Raw genomic sequence first — 17,341 nt, 5'->3', positions numbered from 1 at the left:
TGACGGGCTCCCTGGAAGACGAGCCGGACCCGGACGATCCGACATTCAACGGCGGTAATTTTACTGCAGTTCCGGCGGCGGCGAGCGGTCGAAGACCTCGCCCTTGGCGCCTTCAAGCAGATCGAGCGCGTAGGTCTCGATCACCAACGGCCCGCGCATGCGCTTGGTCTCGGCCACCGTTTCGACGTGGGCGAAATTGTCGCGCACCGAGACCGGGATCGCCTGGTCGACCTCATGCACATACAGCAGCTTGCCGGACAATTGCGCGGGGCTCGGCTCCGGCATGTTGACCCAGCGAATGCGCTGGCCCTGTTGGGCGACGCAGGTGCCCTTGGGGAGATAGAAGGCAAGCCAGCCGGTGGTGCCGTAGTCCGGCGACAGCACACAGCTCGCGCCGGTCCGCGCGCGCACCGCCTCGATCTCGTCCGCGAGCTCCTGCCAGCCGACACCGACGCTGCGCACGGTGGCGTCGCGGCGGTGACCCGAGAGCATGCCGGTGTTGGCCTGCACGATCAGCAGCGCGAACAGCACGACGCCGACCGGCGCGGCCCAGCGGCGGCAGAAATCGATCGTACGCTGCTGCCGCGGCGCCCATTGCACCTGAATCGCGGCGACCGCTGCCGCTACCGCAAAGGCGGGATAGACCGGCGCAAACCAGTTGGCCTCGACCCGCGCATGCAGCGCATGCCAGCTGAAGTAGACGACGATGGTCCAGAACATCGTGTCGACCAGCACACGGGCCGGCATCGCGCCGGCACGACGCCGGTAGAGCGCGTAAAGGCCCATCACGCCGAGGATGAAGACCAAGGGCGTCGCGAACGCAAACTGCGTCGGGATCAGCTCGGCGATGTAGTTCGGCCGAAAATCCTCGATCCGGGCGCGCCCCATCTGCTTGATGAACGACACCCATTGGTGATCGGCATTCCAGAGGATCACGGGGGCGAACAGGCCGGCCGCAACCATGCCGCCGAGATAGAGCCATGGCGAGAGAAACCAGTGCCGCAGCTTCGGCACGACAGCAAGCCAGATCAGGATCGCGGGACCAAAGAACAGCGCGGTGTATTTCGACAGCAGTGCCAGACCTGCGCTGGCGCCGACCGCAAGCCACCAGGCGCCGCGGCCGCTCTCCAGCACCTTTGCGAGCGCGTACAGCAGGAAGCTCGACGCAACCAGCAGCGGCGCGTCCGGCGTCACGATCAAGGTGCCGACAGCGGCCATCAGCGTGACATTGAGCAGGATCGCGGCACTCGCAGCGATGCGCCGGCCACCGAACAGGATTTCGGCCGCCCGGTAGATCGCCCAGCTCATCGGCAACGCGAGCAGGATCGAGACCAGCCGCACGCCGAACGCCGTGTCGCCCGCGATCATGGTGCCGAGCCGGATCACGACCGCGACCATCGGCGGATGGTCGTAATAGCCGCCGGCGAGCGCCTTCGACCACATCCAGTAATAGGCTTCGTCGAAGGTGAGCGGCGTCCATGCGGCGGCGGCCAGCCGCAAGCCGACCAGCGCGCACACCGCGAGAGCGGTATTCCCCGCCAGCCGCGCCTCGTTCGGGTTCATGCCACCGTCATCGCTTGCGCCAGACGAACAGCCCGGACATCGCGTAGTTCCACACCACGCCCATCAGCGCGCCGGCCGCGCCCGCAAGCCACCAGATCGGCTCCTGGTCGTAGACCGAGAACGCGACGCCGACATTGGCCAGCAGGCCGACGCTGCAGACCAGATAGAACAGCAGCAGGCCGCGCAGGATGCCGAAGCCCTTCAGCCGCTGATCGCGGTAGGTCAGGAAATTGTTGAGGATGAAGTTGCTGGTCATGGCGACAATCGCGCCGGCGGCCTGGGCCTCCGGGAACGGCGCCTTGAACAGTTCAAGCGCGATGAACAGCACCATCAGGTGCACCACCAGGCCGAGCCCGCCGACGGCTGCGAACAGAATGAAGCGCAGCGAGATCAGATCATTCGTCAGCTTCGCCAGCACCAGGCCGAGGAAGTCGAGCGCGACCATCGAGTCGAGCTTGCTCTCGCCATGCTGGCGCGCACCGAAGGTGTAGGGAATTTCGACCGCGCGCAGTTTGCCCTCCGCGGTCGCCACCACATCGAGCAGTATCTTGAAGCCCTGGGTCGAGAGCTGCGGTGCGAGCTGCTCGAAGCGGTCGCGGCGGATCATGAAGAAGCCGCTCATGGGATCGGCGATCTCGACCTTCAGCGCGCGGCGGGCGATCTCGGTCGCGAAGGCGCTGGCGCCGGCGCGCTGCTTGTTGAAGCCTTCGGCCTTGTAACCCTCGATATAGCGGCTGCCGACCACGAGCTCGGCCTCGCCGCTCTGCAGCAGCGCCACCATCTTCGGGAGCTGGGTTTCGTCATGCTGCAGGTCCGCATCGATGACGGCGGCATAGGGCGCGCTCGAGGCCAGGATGCCCTCGATGCAGGCGCCGGACAGGCCGCGCCGGCCGATTCGACGGATGCAGCGCACGCGGGAATCCTTCCGCGCCAGCGCACGCACCACGTCCCAGGTGGCGTCGGGCGAATTGTCATCGACGAAGATGACCTCCCAGGACACGTCCTTCAGGGTCGCATCGAGCCGACGGTACAGTACCGTGACGTTGTCGCGTTCGTTGAAGGTCGGGACGACCACCGAAAGCTGCGGCAAACTTGCTGCCTGCGACGAGGTTTCGGGGCCCGGCTTGATGGCGTCATTCATGAGCGCCAGCGTATAGCCGCAGCCTCCGCCCCTGCCAAGGCAGGCCGGCCCGTACGCTCTCTCAGAAAGCGGGAAAACGGGGCAAAATACCCCTGAAAATGCCAACGACCACGAACAAGGGGGCGCGCGTACATCCGGCGCAGCCGACATTGTCGTGGTCGTCCCAGCGCCGGAGCCCTTAAGCTGCAACGTCGCCGTTAGGGGCTAGATAGGAAGCCCCCATGCGGTCCGCAAGGGGGTGGTCTGCAAGGGGCGCTCTGGAAGGCGTCTGGTGTGAGCGTCTCGGCGCCAGGTCTTGGCGTCAGGTCTTGGCGTCAGCGTCTTGGCGCTAATTGTTCGGGACCTCCCGGATCACCGGGCCGCGCGGCACCGGGGCCGCTGGTGCGGCCTCAGCGGCAGGAGCCGCCTGCGGCTGAGCTGCGGCGGGCTGGGTCGGGTTACGGAGCTGGCTGGGCGACGGCCCATAGATGAACGCCGCCGCCAGCGCGATGGCTGCGACCACTGCGCCCAAGAAGCCTGCCGTCGATTGTGAGCGCATGCCGATCATCCCCTCGCCTGCGCGGATTGATATCAAAAATCGGTCGGCCGCAACAGGATTCGGGAACCTATTTCGCCGCGGCCTTGCGCCTGACGAAGGCGGTCACGATGTCCTTCTGCGCCAGCTCGATCGCGCGGTTGGCGGTGGTCAGGTTGGCATCGGCATCCTGCTTCGGAAACTGCAGCGACAGGAAGTCGATCAGCGACACCCGGAAGTTCTGCCGCTCCGAGGGGCAGACATTGGCGATCAGCGAGGTGAACTCCTGGTCGGACATCGTCTTGTTGCTGTCGCGGGGATATTCGCGGGCGAGACAATTCCAGTAGGCATCGCGACCGGTGATCGCGAGCTTGTGCGCATCGTCGACCTCATCGGCCATCGCGACAGAGGATACGGCAACAGACGATATGGCAGCGGAGGACGTGATCAAGAAGGCGGCCGCAACCAGCATGCGCATTGTTGTTCTCCCGTTTTTCCGCATCCTAGCCAACACCGGCGAGCACGATAAGCATCGCCGCGCAGATCTGGCAAACTGGCCAATCACGATTATTTTGACTAATCTCGATCCCCTCCCTCCTCGCGATGAGTGCAGTCGTGGCCAAAGCTCCCACCAAGGCGACCAAGACAGACGCCAAGACGACAGACACCAAGACGACCAAGACAGACGCAGGCAACATCTACATCGGCATCGGTGGCTGGACCTTCGAGCCGTGGCGCGGGGTGTTCTATCCGGAGAAACTCACGCAGGCGAAGGAGCTGTCCTATGCGGCTTCCAAGCTGACCTCGATCGAGATCAACGGTACCTATTACGGCTCGCAGAAGCCGGAGAGCTTTCGCAAATGGGCCAGCGAAGTGCCCGACGGCTTCATCTTCTCGCTGAAGGGGCCACGCTTCGCCACCAACCGCCGCGTGCTTGCCGAGGCCGGCGATTCGGTGAAGCGGTTCTATGATTCGGGCGTGCTGGAGCTGAGGGACCGGCTCGGGCCGGTGCTCTGGCAGTTTGCACCGACCAAAAAGTTCGACGGCGCCGATTTCGGCAAGTTCCTCGAACTGCTGCCGCGCAAGCTCGACGGCCGCGCGCTGCGCCATGTGGTCGAGGTGCGCCACGACAGCTTTTGCGTGCCCGAGTTCATCGCGCTCATTCGCGAGCACGAGGTGCCGGTGGTGTTCGCCGAGCACGGCAAATATCCGGCGATTGCCGACGTCGCCAGCGACTTCGTCTATGCCCGGCTGCAGAAAGGCAATGACGAATTGAAGACCTGCTATCCGCCGAAGCAGCTCGACGCCTGGGCCAAGCGGTTTCAGGACTGGGCCGGCGGCGGCGAGCCCGACGACCTGCCGAAGGTCGACAAATCAGCGCCGAAGAAAGCGCCGCGCGACGTGTTCGCCTACGTGATCCACGAGGGCAAGATCCGCGCGCCGGCGGGCGCGATGGAACTGATCGAACGGGTGAAGTGAGCGAGAACCGATGGCGAAGGCGCGGAAGCTGTTCACCATCGGCTACGAGCAGACGCCGTCCAAGGCCGTGCTCGACGAGCTCCAGCATGCCGGCGTGAAACTCCTGGTCGACGTCCGCGCGATCGCCTCCTCGCGCCGGCCGGGCTTCTCCAAGACCCAGCTCGCCGCCGGCCTCGACGAGCGCGGCATCGGCTACGTCCATCTACGCGGCCTCGGCACGCCGAAGAGCGGCCGCGAGGCGGCGCGCAGCGGGCAATACGCCCTGCTGCACAAGATCTACTCGGCACATCTCAAGACGGTACAGGCCAGGGAGGAGCTCGACGAGCTGTCGGCGCTGGTGAAGAAGTCCGGCCCGGTCTGCATCCTCTGCTACGAGCGCGACCACGAACACTGCCACCGCCGCTGGATCGCCGAGATCATCGAGGAACGCGACGGCGTCAGGATCGAGAATCTGGCGGCGCCGCACGTTTAGGCGTGTACTCATAAAGGCGTAGACGTCGGCCTTTGACAGCCGCACACGCGACCGCGCGCTCGCTATCGGTTATCAGCGTTCAGTCCTCGGATGAGCTCGGCTTGATGTCGCCAACGACCATGTCGCGAAGGGCCCCTCGCAGCACAGCGACATTTTTCGCCCCGTTCAGCTGCTCGAACTCTCGCTGGGCACGCTGCCAATGCGGAGCGGCCTTGTCGTGAAGACGGCGGCCGGCATCGGTCAGCTCGATCAGGCGGCTTCGCCCATCGGTTGGCGAGGGCCGGATCCGAACGAGGCCGTCGCGTTCCAGGAAGCCCACCATCTTGCCCATGGCGGTCCGCTCGATGTCGAGCTGCTCGGCGAGCGCGTTGACGGCGGCGCTGCCGAGTTCGTTCAGCGCCGCCAGGGTGAGGAACTGCGTGATGCGCAGGCCAACCGGTTCGAGGTGAGCATCATAGAAGCGCGACATCTGCCGGTTGGCCTTCCTCATGGCGGAGCAGTTGCATTGATCGATTCCCAGAGGCCTGTTCACCGGCAACACTCCTTGTCGTTCTCGTTTCCATCGCGGCCCGCGCCGCGAATATAGGCACGGCGCGCGCGCAGCGATATTCTCAAAATCCTTGCGGCGGCGTGATGTAGCCCGGCTCCTCGGCCGCAAGCGTGCTCTTCAGCACCGCCGTACCCTTGTCGGCCATCACCTCGCTCTTGCCGGCGGCGAGCGCGTCGTAGGTCTGGCGCACCACGTCCTCGGGGCTCGCCTTCGGGACGTCAATTCCGTTGGTCAGGTCGGTGTCCACGAACCCGACATGCAGGCCGAGAACCTGAACGCCGCGTTCGCGCAGATGAAAGCGGAGCTGGTTGGTGTAGCTCCAGGCCGCCGCCTTGGACGCGGCATAGGGCGCCAGAATCGGCCGTGGCAGCCACACGATGTCGGAGAGCACGTTGATGATGGCGGCGTTCGGCTTCGTCGACAGGATCGGTTCGAAGGCCTGCGTGACGCGCACGACGCCGTAATAGTTGGTATCGAACATGCGGGCCGATTGCGCCGCGACATCGGCCGACAGAGGCCCGTCGATCAGAGCGGCGATGCCGGCATTGTTGATCAGTATCGTCGTATCGGCCGCCAACGCAGCGGCAGCTGCGATCGATGCCGGGTCGGTGACGTCGATCTTCACGGGGATGACGCCGGGTTCATTGAATCCATCGGTCTTGCGCATGCCCGCATAGACCTTGGCGGCTCCGCGGCGGCGTGCCTCGCGTGCAAAGGCGAGACCCAGGCCGCGATTGGCACCAGTGATGAAGACGGTTGCATTCTTGATATCCATGACATTCTACCTTTCCAGATTTGGATGCCAGTGCGGCTCATTCGCGCTGCCGGCCTGTGTTCAACTCAGAGAAAAAGATCTTGCCGTAGCTGTTGCGAAAGCCGCTCGCGCAGACCGGTGGCAAGTGCGAGCACTGCGCCAAGCGGGCTCATTCGCACGCTGACGCGCGGGACTGATCCGTCCGGGTTATGGTCGACGATGACGGCCGCGCTCAGCTTCTCTCCGCTGTTGAGAACGGCCTCGTATTCAAGAAATAGCCGGGAGCCGACGTTCTGCACAAAGGTGGGCGTTTGTGATGCGTAAAAGGTTCCGACGGCGTCGACGACACGGCGGATGCCATCGCGTCCGGCGACAGGACCGCGCAGCACGGAGCTGACGAGCTCTGCATCGGCGGTCAGGTCGTCCAGGAACGGGTGTCGCTCGGCTTGTGGGTGGGACATTTTCAAACCCGATGTTGGCTTCGATCGTGCTCAGGCGAACACGGCGCGGTTCTGCGCGATGAACTGGCGGACCGTGAGGGGCGCTGTTCCCGTGATCTTCTCGACGGCATCGTTGGTGCCCGAGAAGATGCCCTCGCGATAATTCTGGGCGACTTCAACCAGGTGCTGCACCAGGAACGGAGGAAACTTGTAGAGCTTTTCCATCTTCTCCTTGAACACCGCGATCGACGTCGGCGCGTATTCGATCTTGCTGCCGAGCACCTCGCTCATCTCGGCGGCGATTTCGGTGTGGTTCATCTCCATCGGGCCGTGCAGCGGATAAATCTTGCCTTCGTGACCTCCTGGCTTGGCCAGGAGGTGGGCGATGACACGGCCTTGGTCGTCGCTGGCGATGGGCGCGTGGCGCCCGTTCTCGAACGGAAATTCGATCTTCTTCTTTGCCCAGATCTCCTTGCCGAAATGCGGGTAGACCAGCCAATCGGCGAAGAACGTCGGGCGCAGATGCGTCGTCGCCACGCCCGACCAGTCGAACACGCGCTCCGAAACCCAGTGATCCTGCGCCGCATGGCTTGCCGATTCCCGGCGCGCCGAAATCTGAGACATATTAACGATCGCGGTGACGCCGGCCTCCTTCGCGGCCTGCGCGAAATAGGCGGCCGCTCCGATGATTCCCGGCGCGATCGGATGGAGAAAATATGCGGACTGGATGCCTTCCATGGCCGCGCGAATGGCGTCGATATCAGTAAAATCGCCGAGAGCTATGTCGACCCCACGCTGCCTCAGAGCCGCTGCCCGCTCACCGTCGGAACGCACGTAGGCGCGCACCGTCTTGCCCATCTTGAGCAGTTCGTCGACGGCTGCACCTCCGGTTCGTCCGGTCGCCCCGCTGACCAGAATAGTTGCTTCGCTCATGGCAGCGCTCCTTCGTTGATATGAGAGCATATGCTCTTATAGGAGCGAAAATAGGTGCATATGCTCTTAAGTCAAGCCGTTTGTTTCGGTACCGGGCGTGGGCCGTTCACATCGCCGTGTGGTCGACAGGCGAGCGCCGACGTCAATGATAGCCCTGCCGGGAGAGCTGTCGGACATCGGAGCAATTCGTCGATTGGTTCGCGCGTTCCGAGAAACGCCCGTTCAGGGCCACGACGAGCGCCAAGGCCAAGGAAAAGGTAGGCTCGCCGACACGTCGGCTCATGGCCCTTTTCAGGCCACGTGCAATGCTCGCGCCTTCGCTGTAGGGGGATAACAGACGTCGCGAATTTAACGCCCTAGCTCTCCGCGCCCCGCAGGTTCAGCATTCCCTGCATCATCTGCACGCAGGCGCCGCCGACATGCGCGGATGTGATTGCGCCGCCCTGCTTCTGCACCCGTGTCAGCAACAGGCTCGGCCGGCCCATGTCAAAGCCCTGGCCGACCGTCAGCTTCAGGGTGCCGTCGTGCAGTGGATCGAGCGCGGCAAGCAGCGCGGCTGCGGCGACCGTGGCGCTGCCGGTGGCGGGGTCCTCGATCAGGCCGCTTGATCCCGGAAAGAACATCCGCGCCTGTATGTCGCAAGGCTGCTCCGCGGCGGGGACATCGCGCGTGTAGAAGTATGCAGAGAATGCGCCGTCGCGCGGGAAGAAGCGGCCGAACGCCGCCGCATCGGGTTTTGCCCGCCGCACCGCATCTCGCGATGCAACCTCGAAGACCAGGAACGGCGTTCCCACGCCGACCACCTGCGGGGCTTGACGCTCCGTCCTGACATCGTCTGCCGTGAGCGAGATCAGGCTCGCGACCTCCTCGGCGGAGAATTGCGCCAGCCGAGACAGCGGCTGCGGCGCGGTCAGTTCGGTGGCGACGACCCTGCCGCCGTCTCGCGCGATATCGACCGGCACCAGCCCCGCCTTCTCCTCGAACACCAGACGCGGCTTCGGCTCCTTCGCAAGCTGCGCCAGTACGAAGGCGGTGCCGACATTGGGGTGTCCGGCAAACGGCAGTTCTCTGACCGGCGTGAAGATGCGAACCTGGGCGTCGTTGGCCTTGTCCTGCGGCGGCAGCACGAAGGTCGTCTCGGAATAGTTGAACTCGGTCGCGATCGCTTGCATCTGCGCCGTCGACAGCCCCTCGGCGTCGAGCACCACGGCGAGCGGGTTGCCGCCGAAGGCGCGGTCGGTGAAAACGTCGACAGTGATATAGCGCCGCTGCATCTTGCGTGTCCTTGTGCTCCGGTCATCCGCGACCGATGGCATCATCGTAACACAGCTGCAATGACGCCCATCAGAGCACTCGGTACAATCGCCCGCGAGCTAGAACCGAAACACCTCGCGCGGTGATGCGAGCACACGCGCGCGCTCACCGGCATCGGTGACGAGCTCGTCGAGGAATTGGCGGTTCTTGGCGTAACCCTGCGTCGATTCGAATTGGGTATGCGGCCAGTCGCTGCCCCACAGCAGCCGATCGACGCCATAGGCATTGCGCAGTAACGGATAGGCCTGCTTGGCGAATGCCTCGCCGACGGCGCCGTTGCGATACGGCGCCGAGATCTTGACCCAGACATTTCGCGTCGTGCCAAGCTTGAGGACCGACCGGAATCCGGGATCGTCGATGCCGAGCTTTGGATCGGGCAAGGCGAAATGATCGAGCACGACCTTCACGCCCTGGTCGAGCAATCTTGGCGCGAGCACAGCAAGATCGCTGGCGTTGCGCTGGATCTCGACTTGCCAGTCGAGCGCCCTGATCTGCGCCAGCAGCGCCGTCCACTCACCCGACGTCAGATCGGGCAGCGTCTGGCCGACCAGATTGAGGCGGATACCGGCCACGCCGGCGCGATCGAACGCGCGCAGCTCATCTGCTGTGACGGCGGCATCGACCACGGCGATGCCGCGCAGACGACCATTGGTCGCCTTCAGGCATTCCACCAGATAGGAATTGTCGGTGCCGAGAAAGCTCGGTTGCACGAGGACGCCATTGGTGATGCCGTTCTGATCGAGCTGCTGCAGATAGAGCGCGAGCGGCGCGTCGTAGTCCGGCGCGTAGCGGCGGCCCGGCGCGAGCTTCAGCCCGCGATGGAAAACGTGGGCGTGGGTATCGATCGCCAGTTGCGGCACCTCAGCCCTCACTCTGCTCGCCAATCCGCATGGCGACAACGCGGCGGCTACGCCCGCGGCAAACTGGCGCCGCGTCAACCCTTGTTTCGATGTCATGATCGTTCCTCATCATCACGCGCTTGTGGCGGCGGCCTGCTCGAAAACCTTGCCGCGAGTTTCCGGCAGCATCAGCACCGCGACCAGAACCAGCGAATAGGCAAACGCCGCGTCGATCCCGATCGCCGCACCAAGGCCGATGTGATCGCTGAGGTAGCCGACCAGGAACGGAAATGCCGCGGAGACGATGCGGCCGAAATTGTAGCAAAAGCCGACGCCGGTGCCGCGCACGCCCGCCGGGTAGAGCTCGCTGAACAGCGCCGCCATGCTGGCGGGAATGCCCGCCGAGAAGAAGCCGAGCGGAAAGCCAAGCACCAGCATCTGCGAATTGGAGAGCGGCGCGAAGATGTAGACCAGCACCGTCACGACGCAGGCGGCGGCGAACAGCGTCACGTTCGCCCGCCGTCCGATCCGGTCGCTGATGATCCCTGAGACCACGCAGCCGCAGAAGAAGGCGACGATGATCACGGCGAGATAGGCGCTGGAGCCGAGCACCGAAAGATGCCGCACTTCGCGGAGATAAGTCGGGAGGAATGTCGTCAGCGCCGCGTAGCCGCCATGGGCGCCGATGCCGAACAGGCCGCCGATCAAAGTCGACCGCAGCACGTCGCGGTGAAAGATGCCGGCGAGTGTCGCGAAGAACGGCGGCTCGCCCGCACGCGATGCGGCGCGCGGCGGCTCCTTCAATCCGCGGCGTATGTACAGGATCAAGAGCGCCGGGATCAAACCGACCGCGAACAGGATACGCCAGGCGATCTCGGCCGGCGCATAGGTGAAGACCAACGCCGAGAGCAGCACCGCCGCGCCCCAGCCGACTGCCCAGGCGCTCTGCACCGCGCCGAGCGCCTTGCCGCGATGCTCGGCGCGAATGATCTCGGCCATCAGCACCGCGCCGCAGGCCCATTCGGCGCCGAAGCCGACGCCCTGGATCGCTTTCAGGACCAGGAGCTGGGTGTAGCTCATCGCGAACGCGCAAGCGAAGGTCGCAAGCGCAAAGGTCGCGACCGTGATCTGCAACGCTTTCACTCGCCCGAAGCGATCACCGAGTGCGCCGCCGAGCCAGCCGCCGAACGCACCGAAGAACAGCGTGACCGAACCGAGCAGACCGGCATCGGCCTTGCTGATCCCGAACGCTGCGATCAGCGCCGGAATCGCGAGGCTGAACATCTGGACGTCGAGCGCATCGAGGCCCCAGCCGCCAAAACTTGCCCAGAAGGTGCGCCGTTCGAGCGGCGAGCATTCGCTGTACCAGTTTGCCATCATTCCTCCCTGAAATGTCTTGTGTTGTTTTATTTGATTGCCGCGCTCACCTGATCTCGGCGTGGTAGCGGAAGCGATCCGCCGGCCCGCGTGAGCGGCGCCATTCGATCGGCCGCCGCTCCAGATCGAAGGCAAGGCGCTCGATCATGATCAGCGGCGCGTTGGCTTCCAGCCGCAGCAGGCGCGATTGCATCTCGTTCGCGATCTCGACGGTGAGGATTTCATCGGCGGAGACCACGACCTGGCCGCAGCGATCCTCGTAGAGCGGATACAGCAAGTCGCCGAACTCGGAGGTCGCGAGCGCAAGGATCGCCTCGAAGCGCGACCTCTCGAGCCAGATCTCCTCCGCGAGCAGCGGCACGTCGTCGATCAAACGCAAGCGCGACAGGCTGATGACGGGCTCGCCGACGCCGATACGCAGCGCAGACGCCACCGCTGTTGTCGCCGGCATCGTCTTCCGCCGCAGGATGCGGCTTTGCGGAACGCGGCGCTCGCCGCTCTCGGACTGGAAGCGGAAGAAGCGGAACAGCGAGGAATTGAACCGCGCGCGCCGCACGAAGGTGCCGCGGCCCTGCTGGCGCTCCAGCACGCCGTCGCTGACGAGCTGATCGATCGCCTTGCGCACGGTGCCGATCGCGACGCCGTAATGCGCCCCGAGCTCGGCCTCCGACGGGATCGGATCCCCCGGACGCCATTCATTGCGGTTGATGCGCGCCGCGAGATCGTCGCGGAGACGCTGGTAGCGCGGCAGGCGGTCGTCGAGAGCCGAATTCATATAGTCATCTATATGAGTAGATGACAGCGCGTCAATAGCTACCTAGATACCTTACACCTCATGATGTTACGGCCTATCCCAATTGCCAGACCGGCACCGGGTGCTCGTAACCCCGCACCGGGATCTCGCCGCGCGAAACGGCGTCCTTGCAGTCGTCGCCGAGCGCATCGCGCACGGCAGCCGAGATCAGGAATTGCGAGCCGAGCTCCTTGTTGAGCGCCTCGAGCCGCGCGGCGAAGTTCACGGTGTCGCCGATCACGGTGTATTCCTTGCGCCGCGGCGAGCCGATATTGCCGGCGACGACCTCGCCGACATGGACGCCGATGCCGATGCGCAGCGGCCAGCTCGACGCCGCGTTGGTGCGTTCGTTGGCCGCCAGCATCTCGCGGGCGGCAGCGACCGCCTGATGCGCCGCATCGCCCGCCTCGAACGGCGCGCCGAACAGCGCGAGAAAGCCGTCGCCCAGAAACTTGTTCACGATGCCGCCGTGGCGGTCGAGGATATCGACCAGCACCGCGAAGGCGCCGTCGAGCCGATCCACCACCTCCTGCGGCGAACGCGTGCGCGCGCCGGCGGTGAAGCTGCGGAAATCGACGAACATCACCGCGACGCGACGAATGTCGCTCCCGGTGCTCGCGCCCTCCGTCATCAGGCGTTCGACCACCTGCGGCGAGACGTGCTGGCCGAACAGATTGGTGATGCGATCGCGCGCGGTGGCAGCGGCAATGCTGGCGGCGAACTGCCGTCGCAACTGCAGGCCGACCGCCCCGGCCAGCACGCCGCAGATCAGGATGATCGTGCTGCGCGCGGCGTGATAGTAGATGCCCTGATCGGCCGCGACGCCATCGGCCGCGTGAAAGAACACCGCCATGTAGAACAGCTCGGTCGCCGCGACGAAGCCGGTGAAGGTCGAGAGCCAGAAGTCGAGCCGCAGCGTCGAGAGAATGATGAAGACGAAATAGATCAGCGGCGCCACGAAGCCGAGCGCCTCCTGGCGTCCCATGCTGTCGATATGCAGCGCCAGCACCACGGTCGGTAGCGAGGTCTCGACCAGCACGCCGATGTAGCGCCGGATCACCGGCAGGTCGCGGTCCTTGCGCATGTACCAGGTGATCGCGCCGTGCACCCAGATCTCGAACAGGATCAGCGGACCGGTCACGTAGAATATGTAGACCGGGCTGAGGTTGCCGTGCCAGACCCGGCTGACCGCCTCCGGCGCGAACAGATACACCAGCAGGCTGATGGCGCCGAGCATGACGGCGGTGCCGATCAACACCTTGACGCGCAGCAGCTCGGTGGTCATCACCTCGCGCATCAGCGCATGGTGGAAATCGGCGGACACGGTCGTGTCAGCCGCGGCGTTTTCCTTGTCTGAAAATTCCGTCAATAGCTAACCCCTGTCATTCCAGGGCGCGAAGCGAACCCGGAATCTCGAGATTCTGGGTTCGATGCTTCGCATCGCCCCGGAATGGCGTTCAGTCGTCGCATCGATACTAGCCTCAATCGAGCGTGCGGCGGAAGCGCGTCACGGCGATGGTCATGGCGAACAGCATCAGGGCGACCAGTGCGATGGTGTCGTATCGCAGGTTCGGCATCGCCGCGCCCTTCAGCATGATGGCGCGGACGATGCGAATGAAATGGGTCAGCGGCAGGCCCTCGCCGATATATTGCGCCCAGACCGGCATGCCCGCGAACGGAAACATGAAGCCGGAGAGTAGGATGCTCGGCAGGAAGAACATCATCGAGAGCTGCATGGCCTGCAGCTGGTTCTGCACGATGGTCGAGAACGTATAGCCGATCGACAGGTTGGTGGTGATGAACAGGGTGGTCAGCAGCCCCAGCAATGTGAGGCTGCCGAGCACCGGTACGCCGAACAGCAACACGCCGATCCCGATGATCAGCCCGGCCTGGATGAAGCCGACCATCACATACGGGATGATCTTGCCGAACATCACCTCGACCGGCTTGATCGGCATCGACAGCAGGCTTTCCATGGTGCCGCGCTCGATCTCGCGCGTGACCGACAGCGCGGTGAAGATCAGCATGGTCATGGTGAGAATGGTCCCGACCAGGCCGGGCACGATGTTGAGCCGCGATTCCGCCGCCGGGTTGTAGCGGGCATGGGCGCGGATCTCGAATGGCATCTCCGGGGGAGCACCGATATGCAGGTCGTGCGCCAGCGCCGACTGCACCAGCGTCCCGAGCGTACCGAGCGCGGTCCCCGACGCCACGGGGTCGGTGGCATCGGCCGCAACCAGCAGCGCCGGCTTGTCGCCGCGCCGTACCGCGCGCTCGAAACCGCGCGGGATCTCGACGCCGAACAGCACCTTGCCGGATTGCAGCAGCTCATCGAGCTGCTCGACCGTATGCACCTCGCGCGTGAAGCGGAAATAGGAGGTGTTCTCCATCGCCTTCAGGATCGAGCGCCCGAGGTCGGAATCCTCCTGCAACAGCACGGCGGTCGGAAGATGACGCGGCGTGGTGTTGATGGCGAAGCCGAACAACAGGAGCTGCATCACCGGGATGATGATAATCATGGCGAAGGAGACGCGGTCGCGGCGAAGCTGGATGAATTCCTTGACCAGCATCGCATAGCTGCGCCGCCAGAAGCCGAACGCCGGCTCCCTCTCCTCACCGTTCTGGATCGTTTCCGTTGCGCTCATCGGAAGTCATCCCTGGAAATTATCTCTGGAGCGCCCCATCAGATCGATGAAGACGTCTTCGAGCGACGGCTCGCCCGCCTGCCAGTGCCACTTCGAATCACCGCGGTAGGGCGCAATCGCGGTCTCCAGCGCCGCCTTGTCGCGGCCGGAGACGTGCAGGCTGGTGCCGAACGGCGCCACCATGTCGACGCCCGGCTTGCCGTTGAGCTCGGCCATCAGCCCGTTGAAATCCTCGCCCGTGACCAACCAGGTCGACAGCTCGGACTTCGCGATCACCTCGTCGACAGTGCCATGCGCCAGGAGATGGCCATAGGCGATGTAAGCAATCTCATGGCAGCGCTCGGCCTCGTCCATGTAGTGGGTCGAGACCAGCACGGTCAGGCCCTCGGCGGCGAGCGCGTGGATCTCGTTCCAGAAATCGCGGCGCGCCTTGGGATCGACGCCGGCGGTCGGCTCGTCGAGCAGCAGCAATTGCGGATTGGGCAGCGTGCAGGCGCCGAGCGCGAGCCGCTGCTTCCAGCCGCCGGACAGTTCACCGGCGAGTTGCTCCTCGCGGCCCTTCAGCCCGATGCGTGCGATCGTGTCGCGCGCAGCGCCGCGCGCATCGGGCATCCCGTAGAGCCGCGCCACGAATTCCAGATTCTCGCGCACCGACAGGTCTTGGTAGAGGCTGAAGCGCTGGGTCATATAGCCGACCTTGCGCTTGATCTTGTCGGCGTCGCGCCGGATGTCGTAGCCGAGGCAGCTGCCCTCGCCGCTGTCTGGTGTCAGCAGGCCGCAGAGAATGCGAATGGTCGTGGTCTTGCCGCTGCCGTTGGGGCCGAGGAAGCCGTAGATTTCGCCGCGCTTGACCTGCATCGACAGGTCATGGACCACCTCACGTCCGCTGAACGATTTGGTCAGACCCTTCACATCGATCGCAATGGAGGGTGCGTCGGACCGCGCGCTGGTCGGGGAGTCGTTCATCTGCGATCCGCCACCGGCGTCTTGGGATTGAGGTAGATGCTGATCGGCTGGCCGACCCGCAGCACATCGGGCCGGCTCGGCCGCGCCTGGATCAGATAGACCAGCTTGTTGCGCTCATCGAGGCTGTAGATGACCGGCGGCGTGTACTCCGCCGTGGTGGCGATGAAATAGATCTTGGCGGTGAGATCGGCCGCGCAATTGTCGCAGGTCACCTTGACCTCGTCGCCGAGCGCGAGCTTCGGCAATTCGGTCTCCGGCACGAAGAAGCGCAGCTTCATGTTGCCGGGCGGCATGATCGACAGCACCGGCCGCTGCGCCTGCACCATCTCACCCTCGCGGAAATAGATCTGCTGGATCGAGCCCGCGATCGGCGCAAAGCCCTTGCGGCGGTCGAGCCTTGTCTGCGAGGTGACGACGCGTGCCTCCGCGACGCGCAGCGCGGAGACCGCGGAATCGAGGTTGGCCTGGGTGCCGGCGCCGGTGCCGCGCAGCGAGGCCGCGCGGTCATAGCTCTGCTGGGCATTCGCGAGCGTCGCGTTGTTCTGGTTGAGATCGGCGCGTTGCAGATCGTCGTCGACCGAATAGAGCAGATCGCCGGGCTTGACCTCGTCGCCCTCGCGCACGTTGAGCTTGATGACGCGGCCGGATTCGTCGGGGCTGACAAAGATCATGTCGGCCTCGACCCAGCCCTGGAAGCCTGGATCGCGCTTCTCCTTGCAACCCGCCAGCGCCGCCGCCAGCGCAACGGCTGTCACGAGCTTCATCAGGCGCGACGCGGTCATGTCTTCCTCCGTTCGCCGAAGATCAGATCGAGATGAACCTTGAACATCGCGAGCCCATCGAGCGGCGCGTGCCGGGCAAACAGGCTCTGCCAGATCACCGCGACGATGGCCGGTGCGACGACCAGCTGCGGAAAGTCTCCGAGCTCGCGATGCTTGATCTCGCCGCGCGTGATCGCGAGCTGGACCAGCGCCTTCATGCCGGTCAGGCCCTTCGACACCACCTCGCGGAAATAGAAATCGGCGATCGCCGGAAAGCGCGGCCCTTCCGACACGATCAAACGAATAATGTCGCCGCGCCGGGTGGAGACGACCTCGCGGATGAAGGTCTCGGCAAATCCCTCCACCGCGTCGCGCACCGGACCGGTGATGGCGGGCAGCGCGGTCATGCGGCTGATCAGCGGCACCAGCGCGGTGCGGATCAGCTCCTCGAACATCGTCTCCTTGTCCTTGAAGTAGAGATAGAGCGTTCCCTTGGCGACGCCTGCGCGCTTGGCGACGTCGTCGAGCCGCGCCGCGGCATAGCCGCGCGCGATGAACTCATCCATCGCCGCCTCGATAATCGCCGCGCGCCGCTCCGCCGATTTACCGGCGCGGTTCGCCGGCGGCTTCGGCTCGGCCAGCTCCGCCGAGGTCACCTTCGGGATCCTCGCCGCCGCAGCGCGGATCGTGGTCCGGCGTTTGGCGGGCTGGGTGCGGGTCGTCTTTTGAGTGCGCTTGGTCATGCCAAATTATGACTGACTGGTCAGTCATTGTCAATTCGAATACGAGCAGCGCATTCC

General features: G+C 64.7%; 19 protein-coding genes. 2 read left to right on the top strand and 17 right to left on the bottom strand.

The genetic code is table 11. The annotated features are described in order from the left end of the window. Positions 1 to 60 precede the first annotated feature (60 nt). The 4 genes from H8A92_RS16535 to H8A92_RS16520 form a co-directional block, all read right to left on the bottom strand. Positions 61 to 1,563, bottom strand: coding sequence for a glycosyltransferase family 39 protein (locus H8A92_RS16535; protein WP_229196762.1), 1,503 nt, complete (start codon positions 1,561 to 1,563; stop codon positions 61 to 63). A gap of 7 nt (positions 1,564 to 1,570) precedes the next feature. Further along, entirely contained in the window at positions 1,571 to 2,704 is a 1,134-nt protein-coding gene (locus H8A92_RS16530; protein ID WP_229184179.1) for a glycosyltransferase, read from the bottom strand. Positions 2,705 to 3,032: 328 nt separating this feature from the next. Next, the gene (locus H8A92_RS16525; protein WP_229196761.1) at positions 3,033 to 3,242 is read right to left on the bottom strand and encodes a hypothetical protein; all 210 of its coding nucleotides are present in this window, start codon (positions 3,240 to 3,242) and stop codon (positions 3,033 to 3,035) included. Positions 3,243 to 3,309: 67 nt separating this feature from the next. Then, a complete protein-coding gene (locus H8A92_RS16520; RefSeq protein ID WP_229196760.1) occupies positions 3,310 to 3,696 on the bottom strand; it encodes a hypothetical protein in 387 nt (128 codons plus the stop codon). Positions 3,697 to 3,833: 137 nt separating this feature from the next. Between H8A92_RS16520 and H8A92_RS16515 the strand changes: the two genes are divergently transcribed. Together H8A92_RS16515 and H8A92_RS16510 are read left to right on the top strand one after the other, a co-directional pair. After that, a complete protein-coding gene (locus H8A92_RS16515) occupies positions 3,834 to 4,697 on the top strand; it encodes a DUF72 domain-containing protein (protein ID WP_229196759.1) in 864 nt (287 codons plus the stop codon). Positions 4,698 to 4,707: 10 nt separating this feature from the next. Beyond that, on the top strand, positions 4,708 to 5,169 hold the full coding sequence (locus H8A92_RS16510) for a DUF488 domain-containing protein (protein ID WP_229196758.1): 462 nt from the start codon (positions 4,708 to 4,710) through the stop codon (positions 5,167 to 5,169). 79 nt (positions 5,170 to 5,248) lie between these two features. Here the strand turns inward: H8A92_RS16510 and H8A92_RS16505 are convergent, their stop codons facing one another. From H8A92_RS16505 to H8A92_RS16445, 13 genes are all read right to left on the bottom strand, one after another. Next, positions 5,249 to 5,659 (bottom strand): MarR family winged helix-turn-helix transcriptional regulator, encoded by a 411-nt coding sequence (locus H8A92_RS16505; RefSeq protein ID WP_165446095.1) that lies wholly within the window; start codon positions 5,657 to 5,659, stop codon positions 5,249 to 5,251. A gap of 121 nt (positions 5,660 to 5,780) precedes the next feature. Further along, positions 5,781 to 6,494, bottom strand: coding sequence for an SDR family oxidoreductase (locus H8A92_RS16500; protein WP_229196757.1), 714 nt, complete (start codon positions 6,492 to 6,494; stop codon positions 5,781 to 5,783). A 65-nt stretch (positions 6,495 to 6,559) separates the two neighbouring features. Then, a complete protein-coding gene (locus H8A92_RS16495; protein WP_229196756.1) occupies positions 6,560 to 6,934 on the bottom strand; it encodes a hypothetical protein in 375 nt (124 codons plus the stop codon). Positions 6,935 to 6,964: 30 nt separating this feature from the next. Further along, a complete protein-coding gene (locus H8A92_RS16490) occupies positions 6,965 to 7,846 on the bottom strand; it encodes an NmrA family NAD(P)-binding protein (protein ID WP_229196755.1) in 882 nt (293 codons plus the stop codon). Between the two features lie 356 nt (positions 7,847 to 8,202). Further along, complete coding sequence (locus tag H8A92_RS16485; RefSeq protein ID WP_229196754.1) at positions 8,203 to 9,120, bottom strand: PhzF family phenazine biosynthesis protein; 918 nt, start codon at positions 9,118 to 9,120, stop codon at positions 8,203 to 8,205. 99 nt (positions 9,121 to 9,219) lie between these two features. Beyond that, on the bottom strand, positions 9,220 to 10,116 hold the full coding sequence (locus H8A92_RS16480; protein WP_233285478.1) for an amidohydrolase family protein: 897 nt from the start codon (positions 10,114 to 10,116) through the stop codon (positions 9,220 to 9,222). Positions 10,117 to 10,131: 15 nt separating this feature from the next. Further along, positions 10,132 to 11,376 (bottom strand): MFS transporter, encoded by a 1,245-nt coding sequence (locus H8A92_RS16475; RefSeq protein WP_229196753.1) that lies wholly within the window; start codon positions 11,374 to 11,376, stop codon positions 10,132 to 10,134. A 46-nt stretch (positions 11,377 to 11,422) separates the two neighbouring features. Next, on the bottom strand, positions 11,423 to 12,151 hold the full coding sequence (locus tag H8A92_RS16470; protein WP_229196752.1) for a GntR family transcriptional regulator: 729 nt from the start codon (positions 12,149 to 12,151) through the stop codon (positions 11,423 to 11,425). 73 nt (positions 12,152 to 12,224) lie between these two features. Beyond that, complete coding sequence (locus H8A92_RS16465; protein ID WP_420831330.1) at positions 12,225 to 13,538, bottom strand: adenylate/guanylate cyclase domain-containing protein; 1,314 nt, start codon at positions 13,536 to 13,538, stop codon at positions 12,225 to 12,227. Between the two features lie 112 nt (positions 13,539 to 13,650). Next, positions 13,651 to 14,814, bottom strand: coding sequence for an ABC transporter permease (locus H8A92_RS16460; RefSeq protein WP_229196751.1), 1,164 nt, complete (start codon positions 14,812 to 14,814; stop codon positions 13,651 to 13,653). Positions 14,815 to 14,820: 6 nt separating this feature from the next. Further along, positions 14,821 to 15,780 carry an ABC transporter ATP-binding protein gene (locus H8A92_RS16455; RefSeq protein ID WP_229196750.1) on the bottom strand — a complete coding sequence of 320 codons (960 nt, stop codon included), beginning with the start codon at positions 15,778 to 15,780 and terminating at the stop codon, positions 14,821 to 14,823. Next, positions 15,777 to 16,562 carry an HlyD family secretion protein gene (locus H8A92_RS16450; RefSeq protein ID WP_229196749.1) on the bottom strand — a complete coding sequence of 262 codons (786 nt, stop codon included), beginning with the start codon at positions 16,560 to 16,562 and terminating at the stop codon, positions 15,777 to 15,779. Before H8A92_RS16450 ends, H8A92_RS16455 begins: the two co-directional genes overlap by 4 nt. Then, positions 16,559 to 17,284 carry a TetR/AcrR family transcriptional regulator gene (locus H8A92_RS16445; protein ID WP_229196748.1) on the bottom strand — a complete coding sequence of 242 codons (726 nt, stop codon included), beginning with the start codon at positions 17,282 to 17,284 and terminating at the stop codon, positions 16,559 to 16,561. The genes H8A92_RS16450 and H8A92_RS16445 overlap by 4 nt, the downstream gene beginning before the upstream one ends. Positions 17,285 to 17,341 lie beyond the last annotated feature (57 nt).

Origin of the sequence: Bradyrhizobium acaciae (genome assembly GCF_020889785.1) — a bacterium.
Lineage (GTDB): Bacteria > Pseudomonadota > Alphaproteobacteria > Rhizobiales > Xanthobacteraceae > Bradyrhizobium > Bradyrhizobium acaciae.
Note: the sequence above shows the minus strand (reverse complement) of the source record. Positions and strands in the feature narration are given on the sequence as shown.